The following is a 16,450-nucleotide window of genomic DNA, read 5'->3' on the forward strand; positions in this document are numbered from 1 at the left end:
TTTTTCTACAGAAGAACAGCTTTTAACTTGTTATAGTATTGGAGTGTCATAGATGTCTACACATACTTACTTAACGGTGAAAGCCTTAACCAAATACATAAAAAGAAAGTTCGATGCAGATACGCATTTACGGGATGTGTATGTAAAGGGGGAACTTTCGAATGTGAAAGTACATTCTAGTGGGCATATTTACTTCACGTTAAAGGATGATGCTGCTCGTCTTACTTCCGTCATGTTTGCTATGCATGCCAAATCATTAAAATTTACACCTGAAAGTGGGATGAATGTGCTTGTCCGGGGGGACATTAATGTTTTTGAAGCTGCTGGGCAATATCAACTATATGCTTCCACTATTCAGCCAGATGGAATTGGGGAACTGTTCTTAGCTTTTGAACAATTAAAAAAGAAGCTCGAACAAGAAGGATTATTTCATCCAAGTAGAAAAAAAGCACTTCCTTCATTTCCTAAAAAAATTGGAATTGTCACCTCTAAAACTGGTGCGGCTATTCGGGATATTCTTACGACGATAGAACGTCGATACCCAATATGTGAGGTGGTCGTCTTTCCTAGTATCGTTCAAGGCCCACAAGCAGCTCCTTCCATTGTGAATTCGATTGAACAAGCTAATCGATTAGGTACAGTTGATATACTAATTGTTGGTCGTGGTGGTGGTTCCATTGAAGATTTATGGGCATTCAATGAAGAGATAGTAGCTCGTGCAATTGCTAATAGTCATGTCCCTATTATTAGTGCAGTTGGACATGAAACGGATACTACGATTGCGGACTTTGTTTCTGATTTGCGTGCACCAACACCAACCGCAGCTGCTGAGATTGCTGTTCCGAGTAAAGAAAATCTTATGAAGAATATTCTTGCTTATCAAGCGACATGCTTAAATATGGTATCTAAAAAGCTGCATGATGAAAAGAATAGATACCAGCGTGCAATCCAATCTCCAGTTCTTGCAACTCCCGAGAAACTATATCGTCCTTTTATAGAGAGGTATATACGAACGGAGCAACAATTACAAAGAGAAATAAATCGCTTAGTTAAAGAAAAAGAACGAAATTTAATACAAATAGAAAATAGAATGCTTTTATTATCACCGCAAAAAATGATTGATCAACAGTTGAAATTAGTGGACACTTTAACCAATCATTTAGCTAAAATAACCCTTTCCACCTATGAAAAGAAGCGGCAAAACTTTATAGGCTCAATCCGAACACTTGAAGCATTAAATCCATTAAAAATTATTGATCGAGGTTATAGTATTACGTATTTAGATGGAAAAGTGGTAAAATCGGTGGATGAAGTAGTAAAAGGCGATTCCATATATGTAACACTCCCTGATGGCCAGATTGAAGCGATTGTGCAACATGCAGAAATGAAAGAAAGAAGGGACTAACTTTTATGAAAAAAAATGAAATTCCGTTTGATGAAGCAATGCAGCAATTGGAAAATATCGTTCGGCAACTTGAGCAAGGCGATGTACCCCTAGAAAATGCAATAGAACTATATCAAAAAGGGATGGAGTTCTCGAAACTTTGCAGTGAAAAATTACAAAGTGCCGAAAAACAACTTGTCTCTTTCATCGGTGAAAATACAGAAGAAGCTGGTAGTACAAATGAGTAGTTTATTACAAACATTTATTCAAACAAATCAACCACTTATTGAACAAAAATTAGATTTATTAATAAAAGAGTTAAAAGCACCATCTGAGTTAAAAAAAGCAATGGCTTATTCTCTTCAAGCAGGTGGAAAAAGAATACGACCTCTATACACGCTTGCAGTTCTAGAAGAGCTTGAAGTACAAAATGAGGATGCAATCGTTGTTGCATGTACGATTGAGATGATTCATACTTATTCTCTAATTCATGATGACCTTCCATGTATGGATGATGATGATCTTCGTCGTGGTAAACCAACAAATCATATTGTATTTGGGGAAGCGCTTGCAGTATTAGCAGGAGATGCATTAGTAACCCTTGCTTTTGGAATTATAGCTCGATTAAATAATCTTAAAGCGGAACAAAAAGTACAACTTACTAACCAATTGAGTTATGCGGCAGGAGCAGAAGGAATGGTTGGTGGCCAAGTATTAGATATGCTTGGAGAGGGGAAATCCCTGTCCTTATCTGAATTAGAAGAAGTTCACGTAAACAAAACCGGGGCACTTCTTTCATTTAGCATTTTGGCGGGTGGAATTATTGCTGATGCTAACGAAGAAATAATGCAAGCTCTAAAAGACTATGCATTTCATATAGGATTAGCATTCCAAATACAAGATGATATTTTAGATATCGAAGGAACATCTGAGGAACTGGGGAAAACAGCTGGCAAGGATGTTTTAAGTGAAAAAAATACATACCCATCTATATTAACGTTAGATGGGGCTAAAGAGCAGTTACAAAAGCAATATAATTTAGCGATAAATGCACTTCAAACAGTTAATTTACAAGAAGGTCTACTTTTAGAAATTGCAAATTATATTACGAAAAGATCTAATTGATAGCGAATAATTTTGTTTTAAGGTAGATTATTGTTATTATATTTACTGAAGTATCACGAAGGAAATCTAATAGAAGGTGTGTGATGGCAATGGATTTAACATCAATTTCTAGCCCATCCTTTTTAAAAAGTTTAGATAATGAACAATTAAAGGAATTAAGTGAAGATATTCGATCGTTTTTAATAGAAAAATTGTCTGTTACGGGTGGACATATTGGACCAAATTTAGGAGTCGTAGAACTAACAATTGCACTTCATCGTGCGTTTAATAGTCCTGACGATAAATTACTTTGGGACGTAGGGCATCAAGCATATGTGCATAAAATTTTAACTGGTAGAGCAGACCAGTTTGATACTTTACGACAATATAAAGGATTATGCGGATTCCCTAAACGAATTGAAAGCGAACATGATGTATGGGAAGCAGGACATAGCTCAACTTCTCTTTCAGCTGCAATGGGAATGGCTACAGCACGAGATCTACAAAAAAAATCGAATTACGTCATACCAATCATTGGAGATGGCGCACTTACAGGTGGAATGGCTCTAGAAGCATTAAATCATATCGGACATGAAAAAACAGACATGATTGTCATTTTAAACGATAACGAAATGTCGATAGCTCCAAACGTCGGAGCTCTCCATAATGTATTAGGAAAATTACGTACACATGGAACATATAACAAAGCAAAAGATGAACTAGAATATTTACTAAAGAAAATCCCTGCAGTCGGAGGGAAATTAGCAAATACAGCAGAACGTGTGAAGGATAGCTTAAAGTACTTACTTGTATCAGGAGTATTTTTTGAAGAGTTAGGTTTCACTTATTTAGGTCCGATTGATGGGCATAGCTTTGAGGCATTAGAAGAAAACCTTAAAAATGCGAAAAAGATGAAAGGTCCTGTCCTTCTTCATGTTATTACGAAAAAAGGTAAAGGATTTAAACCGGCAGAGCAAGATAAAATTGGTACTTGGCATGGAACTGGTCCATATAAAATGGAGACAGGAGATTTTGTTAAGTCTACCACTGTTGCACCATCTTGGAGTGGACTTATTGCAGAAACTGCCAGAAAACTTGCTCGACAAGATAAGCGTATTGTTGCGATTACCCCTGCTATGCCGGTTGGTTCAAAGCTTGAAGGATTTGCCTCTGAATTTCCGGATCGAATGATTGATGTAGGTATTGCGGAACAGCATGCTACTACAATGGCAGCAGGTCTTGCTGCAGATGGTATGAAACCGTTTTTAGTCATTTACTCTACATTTCTTCAGCGTGCATATGACCAAGTTCTTCATGATATTTGTCGACAAAACTTAAATGTTGTTATTGGCATTGATCGTGCAGGATTGGTTGGAGCAGACGGAGAAACACATCAAGGTGTATTTGATATTTCGTTTTTGCGTCATTTACCAAATATGGTGATCATGATGCCAAAAGATGAAAATGAAGGGCAACATATGGTGAAAACAGCGTTTCAATATTCGGATGGTCCAATCGCCCTTCGTTATCCACGTGGAAATGGATTAGGGGTTCCTATGGACGAAGAATTGAAAACAATTCCAATTGGTACATGGGAAGTTTTGAGAGAAGGAACGCAAGCTGCCATTTTAACTTTCGGAACAACTATTCCAATGGCTTTAGAAGCTGCATCTAAATTAGAACAAGCAAATATTTCTGTAGAAGTAATAAATGCTCGTTTCATAAAACCTTTAGATGAAGAGATGTTGCGTTCATTACAAAAACGTAATATTTCAATTATTACTGTGGAAGAAAGTATACTTCAAGGTGGATTTGGAAGTGCTGTTTTAGAGTTTTTCAACGAAAATGAATTGCAAGCTAATGTTAAACGTATTGGTATACCCGATGTATTTATAGAACATGGCGATGTAAATCAATTATTAGATGAAATCAATATTACAAGCGATGAAATTGTGAATGTAGTAGAAAATTCTGTTGCTACTGCTAACAGGTATATCTCATCATGACAAAAATTCCTAAAGAACGAGTAGACATCCTGTTAGTAGAACAGGGACTATTTGAAACGAGAGAAAAAGCGAAGCGTGCAATAATGGCCGGGCTTATATATAAAAAGGAAGAACGTATTGATAAGCCAGGAGAAAAGATAGAAGTAGATTCACTTTTGACTGTAAAAGGTCAAGTTTTGAAATACGTTAGTCGAGGTGGGTTAAAGCTTGAAAAAGCATTAGAACAATTCGATCTCACAATTCAAGACAAAATTATGTTGGATATCGGATCATCTACAGGTGGTTTTACAGACTGCGGATTACAAAATGGTGTAAAGCATGCATATGCACTCGATGTTGGAAGTAATCAGCTAGCTTGGAAAATTCGCCAAGATCCTCGTGTCACTGTAATGGAAAAAACGAATTTCAGATATGCAACACCTGCTGATTTTAGTGAAGGACTGCCTTCATTTTCATCAATCGACGTATCCTTTATTTCTTTGAAACTAATTTTTCCAACTTTAAAAACAATTCTAGTTCCAAACGGAGATGTTATTGCACTTGTTAAACCCCAATTTGAAGCAGGTAAAGATCGTGTAGGTAAAAAAGGGGTTGTACGAGATAAAGCAGTTCATTTGGATGTGTTAAATGAAATTGCAGCATTTGCAGAGAGTCAAAACTTCTATTTAAAAAATGCTTCATATTCTCCAATTACAGGTGGAGAGGGAAATATAGAATTCTTATTTCATTTAACAAGTGTTGAAAATGAATTATTAATACCTCATCAAATCGATTTTGTGGCTCTAGTTAATGAAGCACATGCTACATTAAAATAACGCGGCTCCTTTCTGAGTCGCGTTTTTTTCTTGTTACTTTTTAGTTGAAATGATAATGTATTAAGTAATTAGTATAAATATACAATGGGGTGACATAAATGAACAAAGGACAAAGGCATATTAGAATACGTGATATTATTTCTAATAATGAAATAGAAACACAAGATGACTTAGTTGATTTTTTGAAAAATGCAGGATATAACGTTACTCAAGCTACTGTTTCAAGAGATATTAAAGAATTGCACTTAGTGAAAGTTCCACTTCCTAACGGTAGTTACAAATATAGCTTACCTGCAGATCAACGTTTTAACCCGACCCAAAAGTTGAGACGAGCATTGACCGATGCTTTTGTTAGTATTGATGGAGCAAGCCATTTTTTAGTTATGAAAACTTTACCAGGAAATGCACATTCAATAGGTTCCTTAATCGATTATTTAGATTGGACAGAAATATTAGGAACAATTTGTGGAGATGACACATGCTTAATAATATGTAGACAAGATTCTGATTGTGAAGTTGTGAAAAAACGTTTACTAGAAATGCTATAACCTAAAGAACAGGCGTTATAATACACTTGTGATTAGGTAAAATACCAAGGTGGATGATAAAGAGGTGAAAGCCGTTGTTAAAAGAGTTATCAATTAAAAACTTTGCTATTATTGATGAGTTAACTGTTGGTTTTGAAGAAGGACTTACAGTTCTAACTGGAGAGACTGGTGCAGGGAAATCTATTATTATTGATGCAGTACATTTGTTATGTGGTGGAAGAGGTTCTCAAGAGTTTATTCGACATGGTGCAAAAAAAGCAGAATTAGAGGGTTTATTTATCATTACTAATCCAAAACATGGAGTTTTTAATAAAATGATAGATGTTGGAATAGAAATTGACGAAGAATCTATTATTTTAAGAAGAGATATTAGTGACTCTGGGAAAAGTGTTTGTCGTATAAATGGTAAACTTGTGACAATTGGTATATTACGCGAAATCGGAGCATCCCTTATTGATATCCATGGACAACATGAGAGCCAAGAACTAATGGATGAAAAAGCACATATTCATTTACTAGATCAGTTTGCGGGTGAAAAAATAAGGCAAGTGAAAGAATCTTATAAAGAACTCTTCTCTAAATATAAAAAGTGGATAAAAGATTTAGCGACTTTAACGGAAAATGAACAACAAATTGCCCATAAGATTGATTTGTATACATTTCAAGTAGAAGAAATAAATGACGCAAATTTAGTTATTGGGGAAGAAGAACAACTTCAAGAAGAAAAAAAGAAATTACAAAATTTTCATAAGGTTTTTGATAAAATGAGTAGCGCATATGAAGCGATTTTATCAGAATCGAGAGGTTTAGATTATATTGGAACTGCCATGGCAGATTTACAAGATATTTCTGATGTAGATAAAAATATGCTCGAGCTAAGTGAAAATGTTTCATCTGCATTTTATATGTTGCAAGATGCTGCATATCAGTTAAAAAGTGAATTAGATGAAATGGAATACGATAGTAACCAACTTCAAGATGTGGAAGATCGCTTAGCGTTCATTCAAACATTAAAGCGAAAGTATGGTCAGTCAATTGAATCTATTTTAGAATATAAAGAGCAAATTTCCAACAGTCTTGAGCAGTTAGTAAACAGAGATGAACAAATTCAAAAAATGTCTGAGAGGATAAGACAAATCGAAAAAGATTTGGAACTTGAAGCATATGATTTAACGGATAAACGAAAAAAAGCAGCTAAACAATTAAGTGAAGCGATAATGGAACAATTACAAGAACTTTATATGGAAAAAGCGACTTTTTCAGTAATGTTTCATGAGCATTCTAAAATAATATATAACGAAAATGGAATGGATGATATTTCGTTTTATATTTCAACTAATGTAGGTGAACCACCAAAGCCTTTAACAAAGATTGCATCTGGTGGTGAGCTATCTAGAATGATGCTTGCATTAAAGAGTATTTTTTCAAAGCACCAAGGAATTACCTCAATTATATTTGATGAAGTTGATACTGGTGTTAGTGGACGAGTAGCACAAGCGATTGCGGAGAAAATAGCTGCAATTGCAACCAATTCGCAAGTGTTATGTATTTCACATTTACCACAAGTTGCCGCAATGGCAGATCAGCATTTAATGATCAAAAAAGAAGTAACTGGAAATCGAACGTACACCATCTTAGAAGAAGTTATAGATGATCGACGAGCAGAGGAATTAAGTAGAATGATGTCAGGAGCTGAAATTACAAGCGCGACCTTACAACATTCTAAAGAGCTGTTAAAATTAGCGAATGAACGAAAAAAAATATTTCGAAATGCTTGAAGACCTTGCTGATTAAGGTCTTCTTTTTTTATCAATTATTTACCTCACATAGAGTTTCTTCTGTAGGATATAGTAATTGTATAGGAGGTGAAATATGAAGCCAAGCTATCGTATATGGTCGCTAATTCCGATACTTTTCTTTACTTTTTTCTTTGCAGTCAGTCCCACTTTTGCACAAAAAACTTCGGTAGTTCCATTAGGACAATCCATACAAATTGATCTTCAGTACGGAGCCGTGTTACTTAGTCATGATGTATTACTAACAGACGATTATTGGCTGCGTACAGGTGACTCCATTCAACAAATAGATTCACAAAACGTGACTTCAATGGAAGATATTAAAACCCATATAAAAGATAAAAAGCAACTCATTATTCATTATGAGCGTAATAAAAAGATGTATACAAAAGAAATTACTTCTGAACAGATACTGAAACTTCTTCCATTTTTAAAAGATGCAACAGAAGGAATAGGTACCTTAACGTATCTAAATTTAGAAACACATGAATTTGGTGCGTTAGGTCATCAAATTATCGATCATAATTCAGGATTAACTCCAAGTTTTTCCGAAGGTTCGATTTACTTGTCTTCCATTGAGCAAATAAAGAAAAGTATCCCTGGAAAACCCGGATACAAAATAACGTCTCATCAAAACAATACTTCTCCAATTGGTGGAATAAATGAAAATAATATTTATGGAATCTTTGGGAAGATGGAAGAAAATGCAATAGAAAATATTCCTTTGCAAGAAGTAGAAATTGCTGACAAAGAAGCTATAATGACTGGTGAAGCAATTATGCGAACTTCGATCGATGGCGAGAAAGTACAAGACTTTACAATTGAAATCACAACTATTGAAGACCATCAATTTCAATTTACTGTAACTGACAAGGTTCTGATTGAAAAGACAGGTGGAATTCTTCAAGGTATGAGCGGGAGTCCAATAATTCAGCAAAATAAACTTATCGGTGTAGTAACACATATGTACGTAGAAAAACCTAAAAATGGAGCAGCACTATCCATAACGGAAATGATGAAAAAGAATCCATGAGGATATAACATATAAGTGTAGCCAATGACTGTAGAAAACCCGATATCAATCGAGGTTGCCTACAGTCATTTTTTTTAAAGAAAAGAACTGCGAAAAATAATACCGTGGATTTTCGTTTCAGGTGGACGCGTTCCGCAGGGGCGCCGCTACGCGTTCGTTGAGATCGCTGATCTGTCTCACAGAGGAACAAAGGCTAAGAGCGCCACATCGTGTGGCAACGCCTTCGTGACCAACATCCTGTCGGCCTCCGACTGGAGTCGCCACCTTTCACTACAATCCACTAAGTGAGTAGTACCTAACAAGAAGAGATAGTTCATCTATCGCTAAGGGGATAGATGATCATGCCTTCGTGCTGAATGCCCGCAGGAATGCAGGAGAGGAAGGCTAAAGGCACCTCTTCCTTGATGCCCCGCAGGAACGCCAGTGACGAGGAGACTGATGCCATCCCCGCGAAAAACGCCCGCCGTAGCGGAAAGTAACGACATTTATATGCTACTCTTCTTGAAAGGACTGGGAGTCTTTCTGCCTTTTTTTCTTATAAAAATACTGTGGGTGAGAAAAAATATACTTCATATTATGCGATAATAAAAAAAGAGACTTCTTCAAGCGGGATAACGACTCTTTGTCGTATTCAACTAAAACCAAGGTGATTGTTTGAGGCTGTACTTTTTTAGTGTAGCCTTTTTCTAAAACTACATATACAATGAAGTAAAGAAAATTCGACAAAGCTGTAGAAATGGTTAACGTTTTGTCGGAATGTATAGAAACTGTGTTATTAAAGCCTCATTTTTAACAAAATTAAAGGATGTAGTCTAATAATAGCGAATACTATCTAAGTGAAAAAATACAAAAGGTGGATGAGGTAATGGAAAAAATAAAAATTGTAATTGTAGACGATAACAAAGATTTAATTCGAACAATGGATGCTTATTTTGACAAACATCCAGAAATTGAAGTTATAGGAACTGCAGTAAACGGTAAGCTTTGTTTAGAGTTACTTGAAACAGTTAGTCCCGACGTTTTACTATTAGATATCATAATGCCTCATCTAGACGGAATTGCAGTTTTAGACAGTATACAGAAAAACGATCAATTGAATAATCTCCAAGTAATAATGTTAACTGCTTTTGGACAAGAAGATGTGATGAAACAAGCAGCAGAACTAGGTGCTTCTTATTTCATGCTTAAACCTTTTGAATTTGAACGATTAGTTACTCAAATAAAACAAGTTGCTGGCAGAAAAGAAAGAGTCCAAGAAGCTCCATTAAAATCGAACCCAGAAAAAGATGCTCTGCAAAATAAACGTATAATTGACAACATAATTACAAATGTCATTAAAGAAATTGGAGTACCTGCTCACATTAAAGGTTATTCCTACTTAAGGGAAGCAATACAAATGGTTTATTCTGACATTGAACTACTTGGTTCCATTACAAAAGTTTTGTATCCAGAAATAGCTAAAAAGTTTCAAACTACACCATCACGTGTAGAAAGAGCAATTCGACATGCAATTGAAGTAGCTTGGAACCGAGGAAACTATGAAACAATTTCGAAAATGTTTGGATATACTGTACATCATTTGAAAAGTAAACCTACAAATAGCGAATTCATTGCAATGATAGCTGATAAGATCCGTATGGAGAATATGGCTAGTTGACGTAATCGTACCAAGGGGTTATAAAAATTGAGGTCACAGATTCTATACCAACTGACTACTTTCTGTAGCCAATAAACCTAAATTAATTGATGTTGAATATGAAACGCCTTTATTTACAAGTGCTCCAGCTTGTTAGTGGAGGTGTTTTTTGTTGTGTCTGATTTTGACATAGAAATAGATAGGTTTATGTTGGATTGTTCAGCATAAGGTTTAGCAAGTAAAACAATGAAGTCATATGAACAGACATTGAAATTGTTTGCGAAAGTTTTTAGATGTTGAATTTAATATAACAACTCCTAAAAATATAACAGACGAACATTTGAGGGCATACATGAGAAGTCTGTCTGAACGTGGCAAGTATGAAATGTCAACGGCTAATGAATCTGTTAAGATGTTGCTGAAGCTGCAAAGAATGGTCAAGAATTAGTAGCTGATGAAGTATCAGTAAATGGTGAGCTAACAACTAATGAGTATTATGGACAAGATGGTAAGCTACGTCAGTTCCAACAAAAACTTGACGATAAAACACCTAGAGCACAATTTGAAGCGAAAATACAAATCGATAGAGTACAAGTTGAAATGGGGCTAGATGGAAAAGTAAAAATACAAGCAAAAATAATAGATAACTTTAAACCATTTAATTTATCTTTTATTTCCCATCCAAAAGCTGTAGATTTTTTCTTGGAAAATAATCTGAACGGAAAAATTATGAAAGTAGGAGGTAAAATAACTAGTAAAGCTAAATGGAAAGTAATAATTGTAGAATTGTAAATAGATAAAGGTGCTTTAATTAGCTGAGAACGAGTTGACATTATCGACAGACTTCAATGTGATTACGGCAGAGATTAATGTGTATCAACGAATGGCGGGTAAAAGTTTGTGAAAATAATGATGTTAAAATAAAGATAAGCATCTCGGAAGAGGTGCTTTTTTTACATTCTAATAGACTTATATTCTTCCAAAATGTACTATATAAGTAAATACATAAGGGGGAATTGTAATGTTATCAAAATTTATTAAAGTAGTAATGCTTACAGTGTTAGCTTTCACTTTAAGTAGTATGTACACAGTAGGAGCAGATGCATCAAACAAAGTAATGTGGGGTAAAACGGAATTAAAGTTAGGTCAAATTGGTAAGGCTACTATTACAGAAAATACTGCTTTAGTTAAATTAGAAAGTGATGGGTCTATATCTAATATTCGTGCATTAAAAAAAGGTGAAGAGTTCCGAGTTTATAGCTATAAGAGTAATCACGGTGGATTGTTTGGAGTAGGTGGTGGCAGCTATATCCAAAAGAATGCTAAAGTAAAATATGAAACACCATCTAAATCAAAACTAGCTCTACTCCAGCATAGATCAACTAAAGAAAATGCGTCATTGACTACAGAAGATGTTATTCAACAATTTAAAGATGATGGGTTAGAAGTTGGTGGGACATTCGATTTAGAAAATAAGGAGTTCGGTAACATGCGCAAGGAAGGGAAACGGATTTTAATTCCTTCATTAGGAGAAGATGCTGGCGGTCGATTATTTTTGTTTAAAAATGAGAAAGATTTGGCACAAGCAAAAAGCTACTATGACGAATTGGGGAATGCTGGACCTATGTTTTATTCACACACTCATCAAAAAGGTAACTTTCTTCTTCAAATGAATGGAGATATGAGTGACGCAAATTTTAAGAAATACGCAGATTCATTAGATAGGATTGAATAAATAATATGCTTGTACTATTAAAATATAGGAGGAGGTACATTTTGTTATCTAAATCATTTAAAGTTATTTTAATGTTTATGTTAGTAGTTGGGATTGGGTCTTTTAACGGCAATAGTGCAAGTGCAGCTAAGGTTATGTGGGGTAAAACAGAGCTGAAACTTGGACAAGTCGGGAAAATAACCGTGCTTTCAAACTCATCGCTAGTTAAATTAGAAAGTGACGGATCGTTGACTACTGTTCGGACACTTAAAAAGGGTGAAGAGTTTCGTGTGTATAGTTATAAGAGTAATCAAGGTGGACTATATGGAGTAGGTGGAGGTAGCTATATTCAGAAGAATTCTAATATTTTGTATGAAACTCCATCAAAAAGTAAGTTAGCTTTATTAAAAAATCAAGGAGCAATATTATCAATTTCGGAAGAAACCTTTAATATGAGTGTTAGCGAAGTTGAAAAATCTGAATCAGCGAAATTTTTAAGCAAAGTAGTAGATGAGGAAATAACTCAGTTGACATACGAAACGAAAAAATTTGGCTACTACGCTCACTTAAAATACTATTTCCTAAACGGAAAAATTAAATACATAGTATATGATTTTTTACCAGATAGAGATTCGTACAACACTTGGAATGAAATGAATTATTTGTATAATCAACTTCATACTGCTGCAGTTAAAGAACTTGGGAAAGATTATTCTGCTTCTTCTACCGAATACTCATCTTTATTTACACGTTGGAAGAAATCTGATTTTGACGTTTTATTACAAATAGATGATGAAAACTTTTATACTAAAGCACAACTTATTTATTATCAACAGAAGTAAGTGAGAGAGCGAATTTGCTCTCTTTTTTTATTTCCAGTCAATAGTACTTTTTAGTATGAGTAGACAAATCGAACATGTGTTCTTATAATGGTTGGAAAGGAGTACGGTTATATGATGAATAATGACTATTTTGACCAAGCGTTAGATTTATCCAAAGTTCGTGATAGAGGTTCGAAAAAATGGGTTGCTATGATGTTGCCTGAGCATCTTAAACTAGTAGACGAATGGGATCTAGATATCATACAAGATCCGTATGGGGAATATGGCTAGTTGAAGTGGATTTGAATCTTAAGTGTACTGAAGTTATATGAATTATAAATCCAATATAAGTTCAAAATAGACATTATTTTTTATTGGTAGTTAAACTTATCAGTAAGGTATGATGTTTTTTTGTTGAGAAGTAACAAAATAAAAAGAAAATATTCACAATAAAAGATAAATAAGCTAGTGCAAAAGATTCAATAGTTAGAGGAAAATCTATTTCCAATGAGAGGAAAAACGTCCGAAGATACTATTTTCGAACGCTTTTTCTATTGTTTTTACCCATTGTTAGAAAAATGAGTATAATAGAAAATAGGAAGGAAGTGTATAAGTCGTGATAATTGAGAAGAATGAAGAAGTAACACTTTCCGAAGAAAAAGGAAGAGTATTTATAACTATTAATAAAGATGGATATAATCTGAAAAAATTTGATGAAATGACTCGCAAGTATGCCCGATTAAGAGTTACTAATTTTATGGCGTTAAAAAAAGCAGTAGAAAATAAAATAAACGAACCTATAGAAATTGGTAGTTGGATAGATAGTGTGGATATAGAAATCAGTAATGACAAGATGCAAGCAGTTGTAACAGTTTACGAATCTCAAAGTCATATACTGGAACATACGAAAGAAATTCAAGAAGCAATTGACCAGTTACTAACTGAGAATAATATTATTTTTGGTCATACTCCAATTGATTTTCAAAATATAATAACTGGAAAAGCATACATAGTTGCAAGTGGACTGCCTCCTCAAAAAGGTAAAGATGCAATAGTAACATATCTACAGCAAGCTGAAAAAAAGCCCCAAATAAACGTGGATGGAAAAGCAGATTATTTCGATATGAATTTTATCGTAGAAATTAAAGAAGGTTCTTGGCTTGGAGAAAAAATACCGGCGCAAGAGGGGATAGTAGGTAGAAATATTCTAGGTGGGGTCGTTCCAGCTGAAAAAGGTGATGATTTCCCATTAAAATATGATAATGAATCGGCATATGAAGTAGAGGAAGATGGAAAAACAATACTTCGATCCAAAACCAACGGAATTATTGGGGAAGTAAATGGGGTTCTTTCTGTTCAAAAACATCTTGTAATTAATGGAGATGTCGGTTTGGAAACAGGTAATTTAAAATTTGATGGTTCGATCCAAATAAAAGGTACCGTAATGCCTGGTTATTCAATAATTGCTTCAGGAGATATTTCCGTAGAATCAAACGAAGGGGTTAATTCTGCTGAATTGATAAAGTCAACGGAAGGCGATGTATTTATAAAAGGTGGAGTTTTCGGAAAAGATATTACGAAAATAGAAGCAGATAAAAATATCTATATAAAACATGCGAATGGCTGTACTTTAGAAGCAAAAGAAAATGTACACATCGGATTTTATTCTATGGGATCAACTATTTTCGGAAATGAAATAATTTTGGACGAGCGTAAAGGGAAAATCATAGGTGGTAAAGTAATAGCTATTAATTCTATAACCGCTGCCTATACTGGTAATAGTTTAGAAAGAAAGACGGAACTAATTGTCCAAGGAATCGATAGAAAAATATTAACAGAAAATGCGAAAATTAAAGCGGAAGAAATGTTGAAGCTTCAAGATGAGATAACAAAGATAAATTTTCAAATTAACCAACTAACTCAGTTTAAAAGTACCATGTCAAAACAACAGATCGCTACTTATGAGCAAACAAAACAAAAATGTCATACGATGGAGAGCGAAGTGAAAGAATTAGATACTGAAATACAAAGAATATTGAAGCTTCTTCGCACTTCTACAGACTATTTCATTGATATTAAGCAAGAAGCAAATGCTGGTACTGTTATACAAATTGCTAATAAATCAACGACGTTATCTAAAAAAACAAAGGGTAAATTTAAGCTTGAAAATGGAGAGTTGAATGTCTAAAATTCCAGTATATGCACATAGAGGTGCTAAGTTTAGAACGGTTGAAAATTCTTTGGAGGCATTTAAAAAAGCTGTAACTCTTGGTGCAAATGGTATCGAGCTTGATCTACAATTATCTGCTGATGGTGTGGCGTTTGTCACACACGATATCGATTTTTTTCGCTTGGCAGGAAACAAAAGAAGAATAACTGACATGCTTGCCGAAGAAGTATTGCAATTAAGATTAGGTCATTCCTTTTTCAGGAAATTTTCCGGAAGCAGAGTATTGACGTTTGATGAGTTTTTGAAATTCGCAATTCCAACTGGTATTAAACTAAATGTAGAATTAAAAGAATCTTTTCTTGGTAAAAGTGAAAAAATTCGTGAAGTCGTAGAAAAAAGTAAAGGCGTGGAAGATATCCATTTTTCTTCTTTTGAATTTAGTATCCTTCAATCAATTCATGCAATGAATCGTAATGTTCAAACTGCATTTATAGGGAAAAAGAATTCGGATTGGGATTATGTTCTTTCCATAAAAGAGTTCGATGCTATCCATTTGAACAAAAAATTCTACGGATCAGATTTAATGTATTCCATTTGGAATGCGGGATTTCCTATGCGTTTTTACAATATTAAAGGTAATGAAAATTATCTAGCAGATCCGCATGATTCCGTCATTGGTTGGATTACAGATTTCCCTGGAAAAATATTAAAAATACAAAAAAGAAGATGAATAAAAAGATCATCGTCTCTGACTGTAGGTAAACTCATATAAAGGAGCTTGCATACAGTCATTTTTTTATTAATTCAGGGGATGAACTAATAGTGTAACGGACAATATTCATCACAAGATATAGATATTGAAAAAGCTCGTACAGCGACATAATCACTGTACGAGCTTTTTTTCTCTGGAAATAGTATGTCCAAAAGCATTCATCGAATAGTTAAGACAAGGCTCAGCTATATGACGGATGTATTTATGTTACTTCTTCTTTTGAAAACGAGGGGCAACTTTTCCGTTTTTCCGATCTCTGTTCAACAAAAAGCCTGCAAAAAAACCTAAACCTAATAGTGTGAATAGAACTCCACAAATAAATTGAAACCACAAAGCACCAATAGGTAAGATATGTATCCCGAAAAAAGTATCTCTCATTAGCTTAATACCAAATGCTGCGAGTATACCAGGAATCAATAGTACAATTAAGGCAGCTAAACGGGCCATAATGATCACTCCTGTTTTGAAGTTGCTTCAGCCGTCAACAAGTCAAGGTAAAAATACCAAAAAATATATTATTCGACCATGAGCTTTAGCACTTTTAATAAATTTAATTTTACATGGGAGAATATTATTGTCAACTCATGGAACATGAGTTATGATATATGAGAAGTGCAATAAGTTGCAGAGGGAAAATGGGGGTGTGAATTT

16 protein-coding genes are annotated in these 16,450 nt (G+C 34.5%); 15 read left to right on the forward strand and 1 reads right to left on the reverse strand.

The features are described 5' to 3' along the window. Positions 1 to 52 precede the first annotated feature (52 nt). From xseA to ACFVR1_RS11600, 15 genes are all read left to right on the forward strand, one after another. Complete coding sequence (gene xseA, locus ACFVR1_RS11530) at positions 53 to 1,405, forward strand: exodeoxyribonuclease VII large subunit (protein ID WP_387584145.1); 1,353 nt, start codon at positions 53 to 55, stop codon at positions 1,403 to 1,405. A 5-nt stretch (positions 1,406 to 1,410) separates the two neighbouring features. Next, positions 1,411 to 1,632 carry an exodeoxyribonuclease VII small subunit gene (gene xseB, locus ACFVR1_RS11535; protein ID WP_387584146.1) on the forward strand — a complete coding sequence of 74 codons (222 nt, stop codon included), beginning with the start codon at positions 1,411 to 1,413 and terminating at the stop codon, positions 1,630 to 1,632. Further along, entirely contained in the window at positions 1,625 to 2,509 is an 885-nt protein-coding gene (locus ACFVR1_RS11540) for a polyprenyl synthetase family protein (RefSeq protein WP_387584147.1), read from the forward strand. The genes xseB and ACFVR1_RS11540 overlap by 8 nt, the downstream gene beginning before the upstream one ends. 89 nt (positions 2,510 to 2,598) lie before the next feature. Further along, positions 2,599 to 4,494 (forward strand): 1-deoxy-D-xylulose-5-phosphate synthase, encoded by a 1,896-nt coding sequence (gene dxs, locus ACFVR1_RS11545; protein WP_387584323.1) that lies wholly within the window; start codon positions 2,599 to 2,601, stop codon positions 4,492 to 4,494. Then, complete coding sequence (locus ACFVR1_RS11550; protein WP_387584149.1) at positions 4,491 to 5,309, forward strand: TlyA family RNA methyltransferase; 819 nt, start codon at positions 4,491 to 4,493, stop codon at positions 5,307 to 5,309. The genes dxs and ACFVR1_RS11550 overlap by 4 nt, the downstream gene beginning before the upstream one ends. Before the next feature lie 98 nt (positions 5,310 to 5,407). Next, positions 5,408 to 5,857: a transcriptional regulator AhrC/ArgR gene (gene ahrC / locus ACFVR1_RS11555; RefSeq protein WP_387584151.1), complete on the forward strand. Its 450-nt coding sequence runs from the start codon at positions 5,408 to 5,410 to the stop codon at positions 5,855 to 5,857. Between the two features lie 74 nt (positions 5,858 to 5,931). Then, positions 5,932 to 7,635, forward strand: a complete 1,704-nt coding sequence (gene recN / locus ACFVR1_RS11560; RefSeq protein ID WP_387584153.1) for a DNA repair protein RecN — start codon at positions 5,932 to 5,934, stop codon at positions 7,633 to 7,635. A 94-nt stretch (positions 7,636 to 7,729) separates the two neighbouring features. After that, a complete protein-coding gene (locus ACFVR1_RS11565) occupies positions 7,730 to 8,686 on the forward strand; it encodes a SpoIVB peptidase S55 domain-containing protein (protein ID WP_387584155.1) in 957 nt (318 codons plus the stop codon). 865 nt (positions 8,687 to 9,551) lie between these two features. Then, entirely contained in the window at positions 9,552 to 10,343 is a 792-nt protein-coding gene (gene spo0A / locus ACFVR1_RS11570) for a sporulation transcription factor Spo0A (protein WP_387584157.1), read from the forward strand. A 579-nt stretch (positions 10,344 to 10,922) separates the two neighbouring features. Beyond that, positions 10,923 to 11,114, forward strand: a complete 192-nt coding sequence (locus ACFVR1_RS11575) for a hypothetical protein (RefSeq protein ID WP_387584159.1) — start codon at positions 10,923 to 10,925, stop codon at positions 11,112 to 11,114. Positions 11,115 to 11,343: 229 nt separating this feature from the next. Beyond that, positions 11,344 to 12,057, forward strand: a complete 714-nt coding sequence (locus tag ACFVR1_RS11580; protein ID WP_387584160.1) for a hypothetical protein — start codon at positions 11,344 to 11,346, stop codon at positions 12,055 to 12,057. Between the two features lie 41 nt (positions 12,058 to 12,098). Beyond that, a complete protein-coding gene (locus ACFVR1_RS11585; protein ID WP_387584161.1) occupies positions 12,099 to 12,878 on the forward strand; it encodes a hypothetical protein in 780 nt (259 codons plus the stop codon). 111 nt (positions 12,879 to 12,989) lie between these two features. Further along, positions 12,990 to 13,148: a hypothetical protein gene (locus ACFVR1_RS11590; protein WP_387584163.1), complete on the forward strand. Its 159-nt coding sequence runs from the start codon at positions 12,990 to 12,992 to the stop codon at positions 13,146 to 13,148. A gap of 325 nt (positions 13,149 to 13,473) precedes the next feature. After that, positions 13,474 to 15,045 carry a flagellar assembly protein A gene (locus ACFVR1_RS11595; RefSeq protein ID WP_387584164.1) on the forward strand — a complete coding sequence of 524 codons (1,572 nt, stop codon included), beginning with the start codon at positions 13,474 to 13,476 and terminating at the stop codon, positions 15,043 to 15,045. Continuing rightward, positions 15,038 to 15,757 carry a glycerophosphodiester phosphodiesterase gene (locus ACFVR1_RS11600; protein ID WP_387584165.1) on the forward strand — a complete coding sequence of 240 codons (720 nt, stop codon included), beginning with the start codon at positions 15,038 to 15,040 and terminating at the stop codon, positions 15,755 to 15,757. Before ACFVR1_RS11595 ends, ACFVR1_RS11600 begins: the two co-directional genes overlap by 8 nt. Positions 15,758 to 16,006: 249 nt before the next feature. Here ACFVR1_RS11600 and ACFVR1_RS11605 read toward each other — a convergent pair whose 3' ends face one another. Continuing rightward, entirely contained in the window at positions 16,007 to 16,246 is a 240-nt protein-coding gene (locus ACFVR1_RS11605; RefSeq protein ID WP_387584166.1) for a DUF2627 domain-containing protein, read from the reverse strand. Positions 16,247 to 16,450: the final 204 nt, after the last annotated feature.

Origin of the sequence: Psychrobacillus sp. NPDC058041 (assembly GCF_042885655.1) — a bacterium.
Classification (GTDB): Bacteria; Bacillota; Bacilli; order Bacillales_A; family Planococcaceae; genus Psychrobacillus.

Coding starts and splice junctions, on each gene's coding strand:
- xseB (WP_387584146.1), top strand. CDS start 1,411: ATGAAAAAAAATGAAATTCCGTTTGATGAAGCAATGCAGCAATTGGAA.
- xseA (WP_387584145.1), top strand. CDS start 53: ATGTCTACACATACTTACTTAACGGTGAAAGCCTTAACCAAATACATA.
- ACFVR1_RS11540 (WP_387584147.1), top strand. CDS start 1,625: ATGAGTAGTTTATTACAAACATTTATTCAAACAAATCAACCACTTATT.
- ACFVR1_RS11590 (WP_387584163.1), top strand. CDS start 12,990: ATGATGAATAATGACTATTTTGACCAAGCGTTAGATTTATCCAAAGTT.
- ahrC (WP_387584151.1), top strand. CDS start 5,408: ATGAACAAAGGACAAAGGCATATTAGAATACGTGATATTATTTCTAAT.
- ACFVR1_RS11565 (WP_387584155.1), top strand. CDS start 7,730: ATGAAGCCAAGCTATCGTATATGGTCGCTAATTCCGATACTTTTCTTT.
- ACFVR1_RS11575 (WP_387584159.1), top strand. CDS start 10,923: ATGGGGCTAGATGGAAAAGTAAAAATACAAGCAAAAATAATAGATAAC.
- ACFVR1_RS11605 (WP_387584166.1), bottom strand. CDS start 16,246: ATGGCCCGTTTAGCTGCCTTAATTGTACTATTGATTCCTGGTATACTC.
- ACFVR1_RS11600 (WP_387584165.1), top strand. CDS start 15,038: ATGTCTAAAATTCCAGTATATGCACATAGAGGTGCTAAGTTTAGAACG.
- ACFVR1_RS11550 (WP_387584149.1), top strand. CDS start 4,491: ATGACAAAAATTCCTAAAGAACGAGTAGACATCCTGTTAGTAGAACAG.
- dxs (WP_387584323.1), top strand. CDS start 2,599: ATGGATTTAACATCAATTTCTAGCCCATCCTTTTTAAAAAGTTTAGAT.
- spo0A (WP_387584157.1), top strand. CDS start 9,552: ATGGAAAAAATAAAAATTGTAATTGTAGACGATAACAAAGATTTAATT.
- ACFVR1_RS11580 (WP_387584160.1), top strand. CDS start 11,344: ATGTTATCAAAATTTATTAAAGTAGTAATGCTTACAGTGTTAGCTTTC.